General features: G+C 53.7%; 15 protein-coding genes and 1 other annotated feature (1 of these 16 running past the window's edge). Of the genes, 4 read left to right on the top strand and 11 right to left on the bottom strand.

The window, feature by feature from the left end; genetic code table 11:
• The first annotated feature begins 71 nt into the window (after positions 1–71).
• Entirely contained in the window at positions 72–662 is a 591-nt protein-coding gene (ribA, locus tag ACR6JA_RS05530; protein ID WP_008461322.1) for a GTP cyclohydrolase II, read from the top strand.
• A 48-nt stretch (positions 663–710) separates the two neighbouring features.
• On the opposite strand, the gene acnA is transcribed toward ribA, so the two are convergent.
• From acnA to topA, 6 genes are all read right to left on the bottom strand, one after another.
• Entirely contained in the window at positions 711–3,386 is a 2,676-nt protein-coding gene (acnA, locus tag ACR6JA_RS05525) for an aconitate hydratase AcnA (protein ID WP_494493010.1), read from the bottom strand.
• Positions 3,387–3,613: 227 nt separating this feature from the next.
• A complete protein-coding gene (ymiC, locus tag ACR6JA_RS05520; RefSeq protein ID WP_273969969.1) occupies positions 3,614–3,712 on the bottom strand; it encodes a small membrane protein YmiC in 99 nt (32 codons plus the stop codon).
• Positions 3,713–3,870: 158 nt separating this feature from the next.
• Complete coding sequence (locus ACR6JA_RS05515; protein ID WP_250153681.1) at positions 3,871–4,041, bottom strand: YciX family protein; 171 nt, start codon at positions 4,039–4,041, stop codon at positions 3,871–3,873.
• Between the two features lie 2 nt (positions 4,042–4,043).
• Positions 4,044–4,172, bottom strand: a complete 129-nt coding sequence (locus ACR6JA_RS05510) for a YmiA family putative membrane protein (RefSeq protein ID WP_008461320.1) — start codon at positions 4,170–4,172, stop codon at positions 4,044–4,046.
• Between the two features lie 344 nt (positions 4,173–4,516).
• The gene (gene cysB, locus ACR6JA_RS05505; RefSeq protein WP_008461319.1) at positions 4,517–5,491 is read right to left on the bottom strand and encodes an HTH-type transcriptional regulator CysB; all 975 of its coding nucleotides are present in this window, start codon (positions 5,489–5,491) and stop codon (positions 4,517–4,519) included.
• Positions 5,492–5,689: 198 nt separating this feature from the next.
• Positions 5,690–8,287 (bottom strand): type I DNA topoisomerase, encoded by a 2,598-nt coding sequence (topA, locus tag ACR6JA_RS05500; protein WP_494493009.1) that lies wholly within the window; start codon positions 8,285–8,287, stop codon positions 5,690–5,692.
• Positions 8,288–8,687: 400 nt separating this feature from the next.
• On the opposite strand from topA, the gene ACR6JA_RS05495 reads away from it, so the two are divergent.
• The gene (locus ACR6JA_RS05495) at positions 8,688–8,939 is read left to right on the top strand and encodes a YciN family protein (RefSeq protein ID WP_166863569.1); all 252 of its coding nucleotides are present in this window, start codon (positions 8,688–8,690) and stop codon (positions 8,937–8,939) included.
• Between the two features lie 37 nt (positions 8,940–8,976).
• Here ACR6JA_RS05495 and sohB read toward each other — a convergent pair whose 3' ends face one another.
• Positions 8,977–10,026 carry a protease SohB gene (gene sohB, locus ACR6JA_RS05490; protein WP_494493008.1) on the bottom strand — a complete coding sequence of 350 codons (1,050 nt, stop codon included), beginning with the start codon at positions 10,024–10,026 and terminating at the stop codon, positions 8,977–8,979.
• Positions 10,027–10,282: 256 nt separating this feature from the next.
• Here sohB and ACR6JA_RS05485 point away from each other — a divergent pair, with 256 nt between their 5' ends.
• Together ACR6JA_RS05485 and cobO are read left to right on the top strand one after the other, a co-directional pair.
• On the top strand, positions 10,283–11,044 hold the full coding sequence (locus ACR6JA_RS05485) for a YciK family oxidoreductase (protein ID WP_039294082.1): 762 nt from the start codon (positions 10,283–10,285) through the stop codon (positions 11,042–11,044).
• Entirely contained in the window at positions 11,041–11,631 is a 591-nt protein-coding gene (gene cobO, locus ACR6JA_RS05480) for a cob(I)yrinic acid a,c-diamide adenosyltransferase (RefSeq protein ID WP_213716184.1), read from the top strand. Before ACR6JA_RS05485 ends, cobO begins: the two co-directional genes overlap by 4 nt.
• A 31-nt stretch (positions 11,632–11,662) precedes the next feature.
• Here cobO and rluB read toward each other — a convergent pair whose 3' ends face one another.
• The 4 genes from rluB to rnm form a co-directional block, all read right to left on the bottom strand.
• Positions 11,663–12,550 (bottom strand): 23S rRNA pseudouridine(2605) synthase RluB, encoded by an 888-nt coding sequence (rluB, locus tag ACR6JA_RS05475; protein ID WP_008461308.1) that lies wholly within the window; start codon positions 12,548–12,550, stop codon positions 11,663–11,665.
• A gap of 190 nt (positions 12,551–12,740) precedes the next feature.
• On the bottom strand, positions 12,741–13,562 hold the full coding sequence (locus ACR6JA_RS05470) for a MerR family transcriptional regulator (protein WP_213716185.1): 822 nt from the start codon (positions 13,560–13,562) through the stop codon (positions 12,741–12,743).
• 10 nt (positions 13,563–13,572) lie between these two features.
• Positions 13,573–14,193 carry an L-threonylcarbamoyladenylate synthase gene (locus ACR6JA_RS05465; protein WP_008461305.1) on the bottom strand — a complete coding sequence of 207 codons (621 nt, stop codon included), beginning with the start codon at positions 14,191–14,193 and terminating at the stop codon, positions 13,573–13,575.
• Positions 14,190–15,071, bottom strand: a complete 882-nt coding sequence (gene rnm / locus ACR6JA_RS05460; RefSeq protein WP_494493007.1) for an RNase RNM — start codon at positions 15,069–15,071, stop codon at positions 14,190–14,192. The genes ACR6JA_RS05465 and rnm overlap by 4 nt, the downstream gene beginning before the upstream one ends.
• Positions 15,072–15,228: 157 nt before the next feature.
• Positions 15,229–15,303, top strand: a sequence feature (Trp leader region); it runs 23 nt beyond the window's last position.

The following is a 15,303-nucleotide window of genomic DNA, read 5'->3' as shown; positions in this document are numbered from 1 at the left end:
ATCTGACATTAACGTACAGGCCAGACTTCTGGCAGACACCACGGTGTCAAAATAAGTACCTGGAGAATCACATGCAGCTTAAACGTGTGGCAGAAGCCAAACTGCCAACCCCCTGGGGCGATTTCCTGATGGTGGGTTTTGAAGAAGTGGCAACGGGGCAGGATCATGTTGCCCTGGTTTTCGGGGATATTAGCGGTGAAGAGCCCGTGCTCGCGCGCGTCCACTCCGAATGTCTGACCGGTGATGCGCTGTTCAGCCTGCGCTGTGACTGCGGCTTCCAGCTTGAAGCCGCGTTAACCCACATTGCTGAACAAGGCCGTGGCGTGCTGCTTTACCATCGCCAGGAAGGCCGTAATATCGGGCTGCTGAATAAAATCCGAGCCTATGCGCTGCAGGATAAAGGCTACGACACGGTAGAGGCTAATCACCAGCTCGGCTTTGCCGCCGACGAACGTGACTTTACGCTGTGCGCCGACATGTTCAAACTGCTGGGCGTGGATGCCGTGCGTTTACTCACCAATAACCCGAAAAAAGTCGAAATTTTGACTGAAGCCGGGATCAACATTGTTGAGCGCGTACCGCTCATCGTCGGGCGCAACCCGAAAAACGCGCATTATCTCGACACTAAAGCCGCCAAAATGGGCCATCTGTTGTCTGAGTAAAGACGCTCATCTCGTCAAAAAGCCCCTTTTCAGGGGCTTTGTCGTTTCTTACTTCAGCATATTCCTGATCACATAATGCAGGATGCCGTCGTGACGGAAATAGGTCAGCTCATTGCCGGTATCAATGCGGCAGCGGCAATCAATGACTTGTTTTCGCCCATCGGCAAAGGTCAGCGTAACCGGGACGCTGGCGCCAGGCTTCAGTTGGTTTAACCCGCTAATATCGAGCTTTTCCTCACCCGTTAGCCCAAGCGTTTTTCGCGTGACGCCCTGAGGGAACTCCAGCGGTAAAATGCCCATGCCGATAAGGTTCGAGCGGTGAATGCGTTCGAACGATTCGGCAATGACCACCCGTACGCCCAGCAAGCGAGGGCCTTTGGCCGCCCAGTCGCGGCTTGAACCGGAGCCATACTCTTTCCCGGCGATCACCGCCAGCGGAATGCCCCGCTCTTTGTAACGCATTGCAGCGTCATAAATTGAAAGAACTTCTTCACCCGGCAGTAACCGCGTCATACCGCCTTCAACGCCTGGCACCATCTCGTTGCGAATACGAATGTTAGCAAACGTCCCGCGCATCATGACTTCATGGTTACCGCGGCGCGAACCGTAGGAGTTAAAGTCTCTGCGCTCTACACCATGCCCCTGCAGGTATCGCCCCGCCGGACTGTCAGGTTTAATGCTCCCCGCCGGGGAAATATGGTCGGTAGTGACCGAATCCCCCAGCATCGCCAGCACGTTAGCCCCGTGAATATCTTCCACTTGTTTTGGCTCGGCGCCCATCTCGTCAAAGAACGGCGACAGTCGGATATAGGTTGAGTCGTCCTGCCAGCCGTAGGTGGCCGACCGCGCCACCTCGATGCTGCGCCACTCTTCGGTACCTTCAAACACTTCAGCATATTCTTTGTGGAACATCTCGGTAGTCACCTGCGCGACAGCCGCAGCAATTTCCTGGCTACCCGGCCAGATGTCTTTCAAGTAGACGTCAGCGCCATTTTTATCCTGCCCTAATGGCTCTTTAGTCAGGTCGATGTTCATGTTACCAGCCAGCGCGTAGGCGACGACAAGCGGCGGTGAGGCCAGCCAGTTCGTTTTCACCAGCGGGTGGATACGGCCTTCGAAGTTGCGGTTGCCGGAAAGCACCGCGCCCACGGTAAGATCGCCTTTTTTAATCGCCTGCTCGATAGGATCGGGCAGCGGGCCAGAGTTGCCTATGCAGGTAGTACAGCCGTAACCCACCAGGTTAAAGCCCAGCTCATCAAGGTATGGGGTTAATTTGGCTTTCGCCAGATAATCAGAGACCACCTTAGATCCCGGCGCAAGCGAGGCCTTCACCCAGGGCCGTGGTTTCAGCCCCAGACTGACGGCTTTTTTAGCCAGCAAGCCTGCCGCCATCAGCACGCTGGGGTTTGACGTGTTGGTACAGGAGGTGATAGCGGCAATCACTACAGCGCCATCCGGCAATTGATGCTCTTCGCCCGCCAGCGTGTAGCTGACCGGATGACGATCTTTGTGGGAAGCGTTGACTTCAAGCTCGTTGCTGGCGGCAAACGCCTTTGGCACTCCGCCGAGCGGGACACGATCCTGCGGGCGTTTTGGCCCGGCCAGGCTTGCCTCAACGTCATGCATGTTTAAAGAGAGCGTGCTGGTAAACACGGGTTCATCCCCCGTATTACGCCACATGCCCTGCGCCTTAGCGTAAGCTTCAACCAGAGCCACCTGCTCTTCGCTACGCCCGCTGAGGCGCATATATTCCAGCGTTACGCCGTCGATCGGGAAGAAACCGCAGGTCGCACCGTATTCAGGAGACATGTTGGCGATCGTTGCCCGGTCGGCGAGCGGCAGCGAATCAAGCCCGTCGCCGTAAAACTCAACAAATTTGCCCACTACGCCGTGTTTACGTAGCATCTGGGTGACGGTCAGCACAAGGTCCGTCGCGGTGATCCCTTCCCGCAGTTTGCCCTCGAGCTTAAAGCCGACCACATCGGGGATCAGCATAGATACCGGCTGGCCCAGCATCGCCGCTTCAGCTTCGATACCGCCCACTCCCCAGCCCAGCACGCCAAGGCCATTAATCATCGTGGTATGCGAGTCGGTGCCAACGAGCGTGTCAGGGTAAGCGACAAGTTCACCGTTCTGTTCTTCACTCCAGACGGCTTTGCCCAGGTACTCAAGGTTCACCTGGTGGCAAATGCCTGTACCGGGCGGCACAACGCTGAAACGGCTAAAGGCCTGCTGGCCCCAGCGTAGAAAGACATAGCGCTCGTGGTTGCGCTCCATTTCAAGACGAACGTTTTCCTCGAAGGCATCGTTGTCGCCGAAATGGTCGACGGTCACCGAGTGGTCAATCACCAAATCGACCGGGGAAAGCGGGTTAACTTTCGCCACATCACCGCCGAGGCGCTTAACCGCCTCCCGCATTGCGGCAAGATCGACCACCGCCGGGACGCCGGTAAAGTCCTGCATCAGTACCCTGGCAGGACGATAGGCAATTTCGCGGTCGGCGTGGGCCTGTTTCAGCCAGCCGGCCAGGGCATGAATATCTTCGCGGGTGACGGAGTCTTCATCCTGCCAGCGCAGCAGGTTCTCCAGTAAAACTTTTAGCGACTTAGGTAACCGGCTGATATCCCCCAGCTCTTTTGCAGCCAGCGGTAAACTGTAGTAATGCCAGGTTTTATTTAGCGCCCGTAGAGTGTCCTTACTGGCTTCGCGTAGGGTTAACGACATAGCTCCTCCTTTATGACAGGGATAGCGAGTGCCCTGATTATTCGCAGGGTCACTATTAAAGATAACACAAACTTGCCGTAACGATTTGATAACAACCCAAATTGATAAATGAGGCGAAGGGAATAAACCGTGAATAAACAAACGCCCCAACGGAATGTCGGGGCGAGAGGCGAATCGGGAGGATTATTCGAAGCAGTAAGACGGGGCGTTCAGCCACTCAACAAAGATTAATTCGCGAAGACACGCAGCACTTCTACCCAAAACAAGGCAGACAGCGTGAAAGCACCGATCCATGACCAATATTTCACGGCATTGTGATTATTCATAGCGTTAACTCAATGTGACTATATGCAACAAGACTGCTTAATTAAGCAATCACCAGAATGTATTGCTGTGTGTAATTATTAGTGAATAACAGGTTACCCTGCGGTAAATAAAAAGCACTTTTAATTCCGCAGAAAAAATAAACAATTCAATAACGATTTTATTGTTTTTTGCTATCGTCTTCAGAAAACAAATCAATAAAGGCCTGCTGCTGTTTCGTCAGCGTCCAGCCTTCTGGTGGCGTGCTTTCCTCTTTCTTAACGTCTTTTCGTGGTTTGCCGCTGTTGCGGGCCACAACTTTAGGTGCAGGAACCCTATCCCGAGTAGACATAGCTACCCCCAAAAATGCCAGGCAACCAGCGCCACAACCAGCCAGAACAAGGCTGACACCAAAAACACCGCCATCCATGCCTTGCGTTTCAGGGATGGATCCTGCTGCGATTCCTCACTGCCTGATGACATTGCTAGCCTCATACAATCGACACCACTTATCGTAACGTTTCTAAACAATCGGTATAACTAATCGCCAGTTGGGATTAATCCTAAAGAAACTCTAGCTCAAAAGCCAGAAAAATTGCGCAATAAGCAGGAGAAAAGATTTAATCTTTTGACCTGAAATAAATAATCGAAACGCCAGGTTTGCGCAACCACGAATTATTTACTAGCTGTGTCTCTTAATTGCGACACAATAACCATTAACAGGATGTGGCTTATTTGCGGGAATGGGAATAGACGAAGAAATGCGTTTAATTCTTGTTTAATAATGACTCGGGTATCTTCGGATGCGCCGAAGATACCCTGGGGAATTATTTGGCAGGTAATTTTATATCTTTAAACATCGCTTCAATATCTTCGTTCGAGCGTAATGCCACGGCGGTATCCACCACGTCACGGGTTAAATGTGGCGCAAAACGCTGAATAAAATCATACATATAACTGCGCAGAAAAGTGCTGCGGCGGAAACCTATTTTCGTCGTGCTGTGGCTAAATACGCCCTGGGCTTCGATACGGACTAAATCCGGGTCTGAAATCGGATCTACCGCCATGCTAGCAATGACCCCTACTCCGAGACCCAGGCGAACATAAGTTTTAATCACATCGGCATCGGTGGCGGTAAAGACGATTCGCGGCGTTAACCCTGCACGGTTAAAAGCAGTGTCCAACTCGGAACGGCCGGTAAAACCAAAGGTGTAGGTGACCAGCGGATACTGCGCCAACTCTTCGATGCTAACCGACTCTTTCGAAGCCAATGGGTGATCGGGCGTAACCACAATGGAGCGGTTCCAGTGGTAGCAAGGCAGCATCACCAGGTCATCATAGAGATGAAGCGCTTCGGTGGCGATAGCAAAATCGGCGTTGCCTTTGGAAACCGCTTCTGCAATCTGCGTCGGCGAGCCCTGATGCATATGCAGTGAAACCCGAGGATAACGCTCAATAAAGCCTTTAATCACGCCAGGCAGCGCATAACGGGCCTGTGTGTGGGTTGTCGCCACATAGAGCGAGCCTTTGTCAGGCCAGGTGTGTTCTCCGGCAACGGACTTGATGGCGTCGACTTTAGACAGCACTTCACGGGCGATACGGATAATTTCCTGCCCCGCAGGAGTGACCTGGGTCAGGTGTTTTCCGCTTCGGGCAAATATTTGTATCCCCAGTTCGTCTTCCAGCATACGAACTTGCTTACTGATCCCCGGCTGAGAGGTATAAAGCCCTTCCGCCGTAGAAGAGACATTAAGATTGTGGTTTACGACTTCAACGATATAACGCAGCTGCTGTAATTTCATAGCTTACCGTCCAGGGTCAAAGGCCCCGGCGCAATGGGCGGGGTTAAGACGCAGAAAAAACGAAAATTGACATTGCTTTACTCACTATATCAGTTATAGCTACTTTGTATAGATGGGATAAAAAGATAATAAACGAGTTATATAAAGCACTATAAAAAAACCGGAGACAGGCTCCGGTTTTCACAGGTTCAGGCAGAATTATTTCTTACCAACGACCCATTTGCCGTCAACGAAGAACGCTGACCAGCCGGTCGCTTTACCGTCTTTATCAGAAGCCACGTACTGCTGCTTCGTTTTACGACTAAAGCGAACGAACGCTTTATTCCCCTCTGGATCTTCCTGAGGAGCATCGGCCAGATAGCGCAGCTTCTCCGGCAGGCGATCGCGGAAGCGATGCAGCTCTTCAACCAGCGGGGCGCGCGTTTCACGAGATTTCGGGAACGTGTTCGCGGCAAGGAAGACGCCAGCGGCGCCATCACGCAGCACGAAATACGCGTCAGACTTCTCACACGACAACTCTGGCAGCGGCACCGGATCTTCCTTCGGTGGCGCTACTTCGCCGTTACGCAGGATCTTACGGGTATTTTTACACTCGTCATTAGTACAAGCCATGTACTTGCCAAAACGCCCCATTTTCAGGTGCATTTCGGAGCCACATTTCTCACACTCAACGATTGGGCCGTCATACCCCTTGATGCGGAATTCACCCTCTTCGATTTCGTAGCCATCACAGGTCGGGTTATTACCGCACACGTGCAGCTTGCGCTTCGGATCGATAAGGTAGCTGTCCATCGCCGTGCCGCACTTTTGGCAGCGACGCTTGGCGCGCAGGGCGTTAGTTTCCGCATCATCACCTTCCAGCACGTTAAGAACTTCGTTCTCCGGCACCAGGTTGATGGTGGTTTTGCAGCGCTCTTTCGGCGGTAACGCATAGCCAGAACAGCCGAGGAATACGCCGGTACTCGCAGTACGGATCCCCATTTTACGGCCGCAGGTTGGGCAGTCGATGCTGGTCAGAACCATCTGGTTCGGACGCATACCGCCTTCTTCCGGATCCTGCTCCGCTTTCTCAAGCTGGCCGCTAAAATCAGTGAAGAAGTTATCCAGCACGCCTTTCCACTCGGCCTGGTTATTAGCCACCTGGTCAAGACTGTTTTCCATTTGCGCCGTGAAGTCGTAATTCATCAGCTCGCGGAAGTTCTCTTCCAGACGATCGGTAACAATTTCACCCATTTTTTCGGCGTAGAAACGGCGGTTCTCAACGCGCACGTAGCCACGATCCTGAATGGTTGAAATGATAGAGGCATAGGTGGACGGGCGGCCAATCCCGCGTTTTTCCAGCTCTTTCACCAGCGACGCTTCGCTGAAACGCGCGGGCGGCTTGGTAAAGTGCTGGGCTGGAAGCAGTTCAACCAGCGTCAAAGATTCGCCCGGATTCACCGCAGGTAAGGTGCGATCTTCATCACCCTTGCGCAGCGCAGGCATCACTTTCGTCCAGCCATCAAAGCGCAGCGTGCGGCCACGCGCCTTCAGACGGTACTCACCTGCTTCCACCGTCAGCGTGGTGGAGTCGTATTTCGCTGGCGTCATCTGGCAGGCGACGAACTGGCGCCAGATCAGCTGATAAAGCTTCTGGGCATCCGCCTCCATGTCTTTTAACGCTTCCGCCTGCACGGCCACGTCAGAAGGACGAATCGCTTCGTGCGCTTCCTGAGAGTTATCCTTGCTGGCGTATTGATTGGCATCCGCCGGCAGGTATTTCTTACCAAAGTTTTCTTCGATGTAGCCGCGTACCATGCTCACCGCGTCCTGGCTCAGGTTAGTAGAGTCAGTACGCATATAGGTAATGTGGCCCGCTTCGTAAAGACGCTGCGCCATCATCATGGTTTTCTTCACGCCGAAGCCAAGGCGGGTGCTGGCAGCCTGCTGCAGTGTGGAGGTGATGAACGGCGCCCCCGGTTTGCTGCTGGTCGGCTTGTCTTCACGATCCAGAACGGTGTAACGCGCTTTTTCAAGCAGGCTAACGGCCGCCATGGTCTGCTCGCGGTTAACCGGACGGAACGGTTTGTCTTTATGGTGACTCACCTGCACCGGCAGCGCATCGCCCTTCGGCGTCGACAGGTTGGCATCGATTTCCCAATACTCTTCCGGGACGAACGCTTTAATTTCGCGTTCACGCTCAACCACAAGGCGAACTGCCACGGACTGAACGCGCCCGGCAGACAGGCCACGCGCAATTTTTTTCCACAGCAGCGGAGACACCATATAGCCCACAACGCGGTCCATAAAACGGCGCGCCTGCTGGGCATTCACACGGTCAATATTCAGTTCACCCGGCTTTTCAAACGCCTGACGAATCGCATTCTTAGTGATTTCATTAAACACCACGCGGCTGTAGCGGGTGTCGTCGCCGCCGATAACTTCCCGCAGGTGCCAGGCAATGGCTTCCCCTTCGCGGTCAAGGTCGGTTGCGAGATAGATGTGGTCTGCTTTTTCTGCCAGTGATTTCAGCTCGGAGACCACTTTCTCCTTGCCAGGCAGCACTTCGTAATGAGCATCCCAGTCATGCCAGGGATCGACACCCATACGGTTGACGAGCGCTCCGCGTTCATCCTTTTTGACCTTTTTGGCCCCTTTGGCGGCGGTAGAGTCAGCGCTCTTCTTGGTGGTTGATCCACTGGTCGGCAAATCGCGGATATGACCGACGCTGGACTTCACCACGTAGTCGTTTCCGAGATATTTGTTGATCGTTTTGGCTTTTGCCGGGGACTCAACGATAACGAGAGCTTTACCCATTTTCACCTTTACCTATTTAATTCTTCCAGGAATACGTCGCAAATTTTCACCTTCCACTGGCGACGCGCTTTTTTATATTGCGGCAGCGTAGAAGGAGATCAACTCTTTTTTTCAATAACCTGCAGCACCCACGGCTCACTCATCGGGTATTGAAGGCCAAAAGTCTCAAACAAGTGGCATAGCACGACGTAAGTTTGGTCGAATGTCAAGCAATTCTGTTGCCAGATTTGCGAAAGCGTCACACTCTACCTGATAAAATATGTTACGCAACTTTATTAGCATGCAATACCGGATCCCGCCAGCACGGTTAACTTTTTTAAGGCCACAGGGTTTACAGGGAAAATTTGCCCTTTTCCCTCAAGCGGACGTAAACTAACGCCAGTTTTTTAAGGAGAACATCATGCAAGAGACAACTCAACCTATTGACCGCGAATCCCTCCTCGCAGAGGCGAACAAAATCATTCGTGAACATGAGGATTTCCTGCACGGAATGGAAGCCACCGGCGTGGAGCAGAAAAACGGCGTGCTGGTCTTTAGTGGAGAATACTTCCTGGACGAACAAGGTTTGCCCACTCCGAAGAGTACGGCGGTGTTTAATATGTTTAAACACCTGGCCCACGTCCTGTCAGAAAAGTATTCGCTGCAGGGCTAAACGAAAAGCGAGGCTTAAACGCCTCGCTTTTTTGGCTTTACAGCAGTGGTTTTTCACCACGCTGCCACCAGCGCAACAGCAGGCGATCTACGCTGTTCGCCGCGCTACCGGTGAAGCGGTCCATCATTTTTTTACGCTGCAAATAACGTACATTAATAGCGTCAAAATCTTTCATCATGCCCAGCAGCAGATCGTCGCTGGTCGCCACGTCATCAACCAGACCTTTTTCTTTCGCCTGGGTACCGTACCAGTGCTCGCCCGTAGCCACTGATTCAATATCAAGACCCGGACGCATGCTGCTGACAAACTGTTTGAACAGGTGATGTGTTTCGTTGAGATCTTCCCTGAACTTCTCACGCCCCTGTTCAGTGTTCTCACCCAGCAGGGTCAGCGTGCGCTTGTACTGCCCCGCGGTGTGCAGCTCCACGTCGATGTCATTGCGTTTAAGCAGGCGATGGAAGTTAGGGATTTGCGCGACAACGCCAATCGAGCCGATGATCGAGAAGGGTGCGGCCACAATGCGCTGGGCAACACACGCCATCATATAGCCGCCGCTGGCCGCCACTTTATCCACCGCAATGGTTAAAGGCACGGCTTTGTCCCGCAAGCGCTGGAGCTGTGATGCCGCTAGCCCGTAGCCATGAACCACTCCGCCAGGGCTTTCCAGGCGCAGCAAAACTTCATCCTTGGGTTTAACTACCGATAGCACGGCGGTAATTTCTTCACGGAGCGAGCTGACTTCGTGGGCATCCATGCTGCCTTTAAAGTCGAGGACGTAAAGCGTCGGCTTGCCTGAACTGGCCTTTTCGCCACGTTTAGCCCGCGCCTTTGCCTGCTTCGCTTCGAGCTTAAGCTTTTTCTTTTCTTCTTTAAGCCACAGCTTCTGCTGATGTGGGTCGAGCATAGCGACCTGCATCTCCTGCTGTACATCCTGATACTGCTCGCTCAGATTCGTCAGCCTTAGTTCACCCCGGCCCTGTTTCTTACGTTGCGCAACGTTCACCAGGATAAGTGCAACGGCACCAATTGCCACCACGATGGTCACCGCTTTAGCCAAAAAAAGTCCATAGTCAGCAATCAGATCCACATTTACCGCCTTTTTCACCAAGCATTGTTAATCTCCGCAGTGTACCCGAGCGGGCACACGTTCGTCTGTAAGTAACTATAAAGGCAGCATGAGGGCATCCTTAAAAGATTTGGCTCGGGGAAATTTTTGCAAAATGTTAATCCTTAGCATTGTCTCCGGCTGACTGATTGAAATACGCCCGTCTTTAAGGCATAAAGCCAGGTAACTTAACGAGAAATAAGACGTGAGCATATTGCATCACGCGAGGAGTAAAACCGTGCACTATCAGCCGCAAGATAATTTACTGAAAAATCGCATTATTTTAGTGACCGGTGCCAGCGATGGCATCGGCCGCGTCGCCGCACTCACCTATGCCAGATTTGGTGCTTCGGTGATTTTGCTGGGGCGCAATGAGCAAAAGCTCCGCGCCGTCGCCGGTGAGATCCAGTCTCACGGTTTGCTCCCCGCGCACTGGTTCACACTTGACTTGGCTACCGCCACGTCGGCAGATTGCCATGCGCTGGCTAACAAGCTTAGCGCGCTGGTTCCCCGCCTCGATGGCGTCCTGCATAATGCCGGTATTCTTGGCGATGTCGTGTCGATGGACAAACAGGATCCCGACACCTGGCAGGCCGTCATGCAGGTGAACGTCAATGCGACCTTTTTCCTGACTCAGGCTTTGCTTCCTTTATTACTTAAATCCGAATCTGGCTCTCTGGTTTTTACCACCTCAAGCGTGGGTCGCCAGGGCCGCGCTGGCTGGGGCGCTTACGCCGCCTCAAAGTTTGCGACGGAAGGCATGATGCAGGTGCTGGCGGAAGAGTATAAGCAGCACAACCTGCGCGTAAACTGCATCAACCCAGGCGGTACTCGCACCGCAATGCGCGCCAGCGCCTTCCCCACGGAAGATCCGGCCAAACTGAAAACGCCCCGGGATTTAATGCCGCTTTATCTCTGGCTGATGGGCGACGACAGCCGCCGTAAGACCGGCATGAGTTTTGATGCCCAGCCTAACCGTAAACCGGGGATTTCGGAATGAGCGAAGAGCGTTATCAGCAGCGCCAACAGCGCCAGAAAGAAAAGGTTGATGCGCGCATTGCAGAAGCCCAGCAGGAGCGCGGGCTCCTGATAGTCTTCACCGGCAACGGGAAAGGTAAAACAACCGCCGCATTCGGCACCGCTACCCGCGCCGTAGGCCACGGCCAAAAAGTCGGCGTCATTCAGTTTATCAAGGGCCAGTGGCCGAACGGCGAACGTAATCTGCTGGAGCCACACGGGGTTGAGTTTCAGGTGATGGCAACAGGCTTTACCTGGGAAACGCAAAACCGGGAAACGGATACCGCCGCCTGTCTTGCGGTGTGGGAACACGGCAAACGGATGCTGGCAGACGCCACGCTGGATATGGTGATCCTCGACGAGCTGACCTACATGGTGGCTTATGATTATCTGCCGCTGGAAGACGTCTTAAGCGCGCTGGCTAACCGCCCGGCGAATCAGACAGTGATTGTGACAGGCCGCGGGTGCCATCGCGATATTCTGGAGATGGCCGACACAGTCAGCGAACTCCGCCCGGTTAAGCATGCGTTTGACGCCGGGGTGAAGGCGCAGATGGGTATTGATTACTAATAAAAAAACCCCTCAAAAGAGGGGTTAAGATTTAGCTGCCGCTGCCGTTATTACGGCTGCTGCTGGCGCGGCGGTTGCCGCCGGTCACTTGGGTGTGACGCTTCACGGCACGACGAATCTGGTTCGCTTTCATGCGGCGGCGATCTTTTTCTACCGCCACTTTACTGCTGGTTTCTTCCGGCAGTTCCACCAGCGTACGCAGGTAGTTTGTCTGCGCCAGGTCAAGCTCGGTATAGCCCCCGCGCGGAAGGCCTTTCGGTAGCTTAATGTCACCGTAACGCACGCGAATAAGGCGGCTCACCTGAACACCGACAGCTTCCCACAGGCGACGAACCTCACGGTTACGGCCTTCGGTCAGGGTCACGTTGTACCACTGGTTAATGCCTTCCCCGCCGGTGAACTTGATGGTTTTGAACGCCGCCGGGCCATCTTCAAGCTGCACGCCACGAGACAGTTGTCTTACTTTGTCGTCATCCACCTGGCCAAACACGCGTACGGAGTATTCACGCTCCACTTCACGGCTTGGGTGCATCAGGCGATTTGCCAGTTCTCCGTCGGTGGTGAACAGCAGTAAACCACAGGTATTCACGTCCAGACGCCCAACGGCAATCCAGCGTGCACCGCGCAGCTTTGGTAAACGGTCAAAAACGGTTGGGCGCCCTTCCGGGTCGCTGCGGGTACACAGCTCACCTTCCGGCTTGTAATAGGCCAGCACGCGGCAGATTTGTTCCGCAGATTCACGGATGGAGATCAAATGACCATCGATGCGGATTTTAAGCGACTGGGTAATTTCAACACGATCGCCCAGCGTGGCAATTTTACCGTCAACGCTTACGCGGCCTGCAGAGATAATGGTTTCAATCTCACGACGGGAACCATGGCCAGCGCGAGCCAGCACTTTTTGTAACTTTTCGCTCATTGAGCTTCCTCGGGTGTCGCCTTCACAGGCGTCTCAGATACTTTGAAATCAAAAGGCATGGGCCTGATGAAGTATAAATACGAATTTGAATGGCTGCCCGGCAATGCAGGAAAACCGCTGACAGCATCGTGGCCGCCCATAGTACACGAATTTTAACGTAAATGGAGTGAAAACCCGTTTCCAGATTTGCTCACCGCTGGCTCTGAGTATCCAGCAGCGCAGCTTGCTCGCCGGAAGCACAATTGCGCGGAGTTGCCACATTTTTATTTCCTCTGGCAGCCTCACTGCCTCCCAGAAAAACAGGAATTCCGCTCTTCAGCCAGCGGTGATACTGTGCCTGTTGGTTAGCATCCAGCGCCTTATCGGCCCAAATCATAATGTGGTCCGCATGAATACGGCTAAGGTCCGGGCAGGGAATACCGCGATCCAGGACCTCAACGCAAAAACCGTCGCTGGCAAAACGGATCCCTTCCAGCCACAGTTCAACGGGGTCTTCAAGCGACAGCGCCAGAATAAACAGACTGCCGCCCGGACGCTTACGCCCGCTGGCCAGGACGAACGTCGCATATTCAATCAGCGCCGTATCAAGCAATGCGCTATTCATCGCCTGTTCCTGCGGTACATCAGCGTTAAGCCATAGTCTCAGCGGGCGGATAACCTCATCAATAAAAATAGCGGGCGGGACTTCGCGGCCATAGCGCCAGATAAGCCCCCGGAGCTTCGCAGGCTGCATCGCTTCACACTGCGCCAGCAGGGCTTCCTGAACGTCGAGCCATCTGAAAGGCGGAGACATCTCCTCGCCTTTCAGCAGCGCCAGCATATCTGACAAAGCAACCCCCTTCTCAAGCCAGCCGACAATCGCGGCGACCTGCGAACAGTGGGTAAAATCAAAAAAACGGTGCCCATTCTCATCCACCTGCGGCTTGATCAACCCATAACGCTGCCAGCTACGAATATTGGCGGGCGTCACGCCGCATTGAGAAGCAAGAACATCAATGTTAAATCGGGCCATAGCGATTTCCTTACAGGAAAGGTTTAACGTCCCCGACGCCCTCGCGCATCACAACCGGTGCGTCTTCAGTCAGATCGATAACCGTGGTGGGCTGCTGCCCCAGATAGCCGCCGTGGATAACCAGATCCACCACTTTCTCGAGGCGATCTTTGATCTCTTCGGGATCGGACTCGGTAAACTCGCTACCCGGTAGCATCAACGAAGTCGACAGCATCGGCTCATTCAGCACTTCAAGCAGCGCCAGCGCAATCGGGTTTGACGGCACGCGCAGACCAATAGTTTTACGTTTTTCCTGCAGCAGGCGGCGGGGAACCTCTTTGGTGCCCTTCAGGATAAAGGTGTAATTTCCCGGCGTGTTGTTTTTAATCAGGCGGAATGCCACGTTGTCGACGAAGGCGTATGTCGACAGCTCCGACAGATCCCGACACATCAGGGTAAAGTTGTGGCCATCAGGGAGCTGACGAATGCGGCAAATGCGCTCCATGGCGCCCTTATCTTCAATCTTGCAGCCCAGCGCATAGCCGGAATCGGTAGGATAAACAATGACCCCGCCTTTACGAATAATATCGACGGCCTGATTAATCAGGCGCGGCTGCGGGTTATCCGGGTGGATATAAAAAAACTGACTCATACTGCCCTCTCTTTAGCGATGCGGCTCTGCTCCCAGTGCTGCCAGACGGGCTCAACGCCCGCCGGTAGCCACAGCTTACGGCCCAGTTCAATCCACGCGCAGGGTAGATGAAAATCAGACCCCTGCGACGCCAGCAGATTAAACTGCTTAGCGTAGCTCGCAAGCTGGGTACGTTCGTTGGGAGCCTGCTGGCACTGCGCAACTTCCATGGCATCGCCACCGTGTTCGGCAAAGTGCGCCAGCAGTCGTTTTAGCCATTTTGCGGTCAGGCCGTAGCGCCCTGGATGCGCCAGCACCGCCTGCCCGCCAGAATGATGAATCACATCAATAGCTTGTTCTATTGTACACCACTGGGGCGGAACGTATCCGGTTTTCCCCTTAGCCAGATACTTTTTGAAAACATCGCCCATATTGCTGGCTTTGCCCTGCTCGACCAGAAAACGAGCGAAATGCCCGCGGGTAATTGCCCCGCTGCCTGCGTGGCGCATCGCCCCTTCCAACGCACCGGGAATACGTGCTTTATCCAGACGTTCCGCAATCATTACCGCGCGCTGGCTGCGACGTTCACTTTGCTGTTCAAGAAAAAGCTTCAGCGACGGATGCTGTTCATCAATGCCCAGGCCAACGATATGGATTTCGTGATTTTCCCAGATGGTGGAGATTTCAACGCCGCTAATTAACCGTAGTGGTAAATTCAGACGCTGGATTTCAGCCCTTGCAGCAGGCAGGCCCGCCACGGTGTCATGATCGGTAATAGCCAGGACCGTAACACGCATATCTACGGCGCGATTAACCAAAGCTTCAGGAGACAACAGGCCGTCCGAGGCGGTAGTGTGGCTGTGCAGGTCGTGGATCGTGGCCAGGGTGGGCTCGCTCAAAATGGCTCCAGAAATGGATAGACAGAAATTTAGCGGCCCATGATAACGATAATCGGCTATTTTAAAAAATCAGTATTGACAATATAGCCACGAACCAGTTTACTAGTACGCAAGTTCACATGACGAGGTATCTGAAATGAAAGCGATGAATTCCCTGCACGGTTGGTGGCGTACTCCCTGAACTCGGGCGGTGCGATCGCGTACGCTGTTTAACAGCACAGATACCAGGCCC

This window comes from Cedecea sp. B1(4) (genome assembly GCF_059414925.1).
Note: the sequence above shows the minus strand (reverse complement) of the source record. Positions and strands in the feature narration are given on the sequence as shown.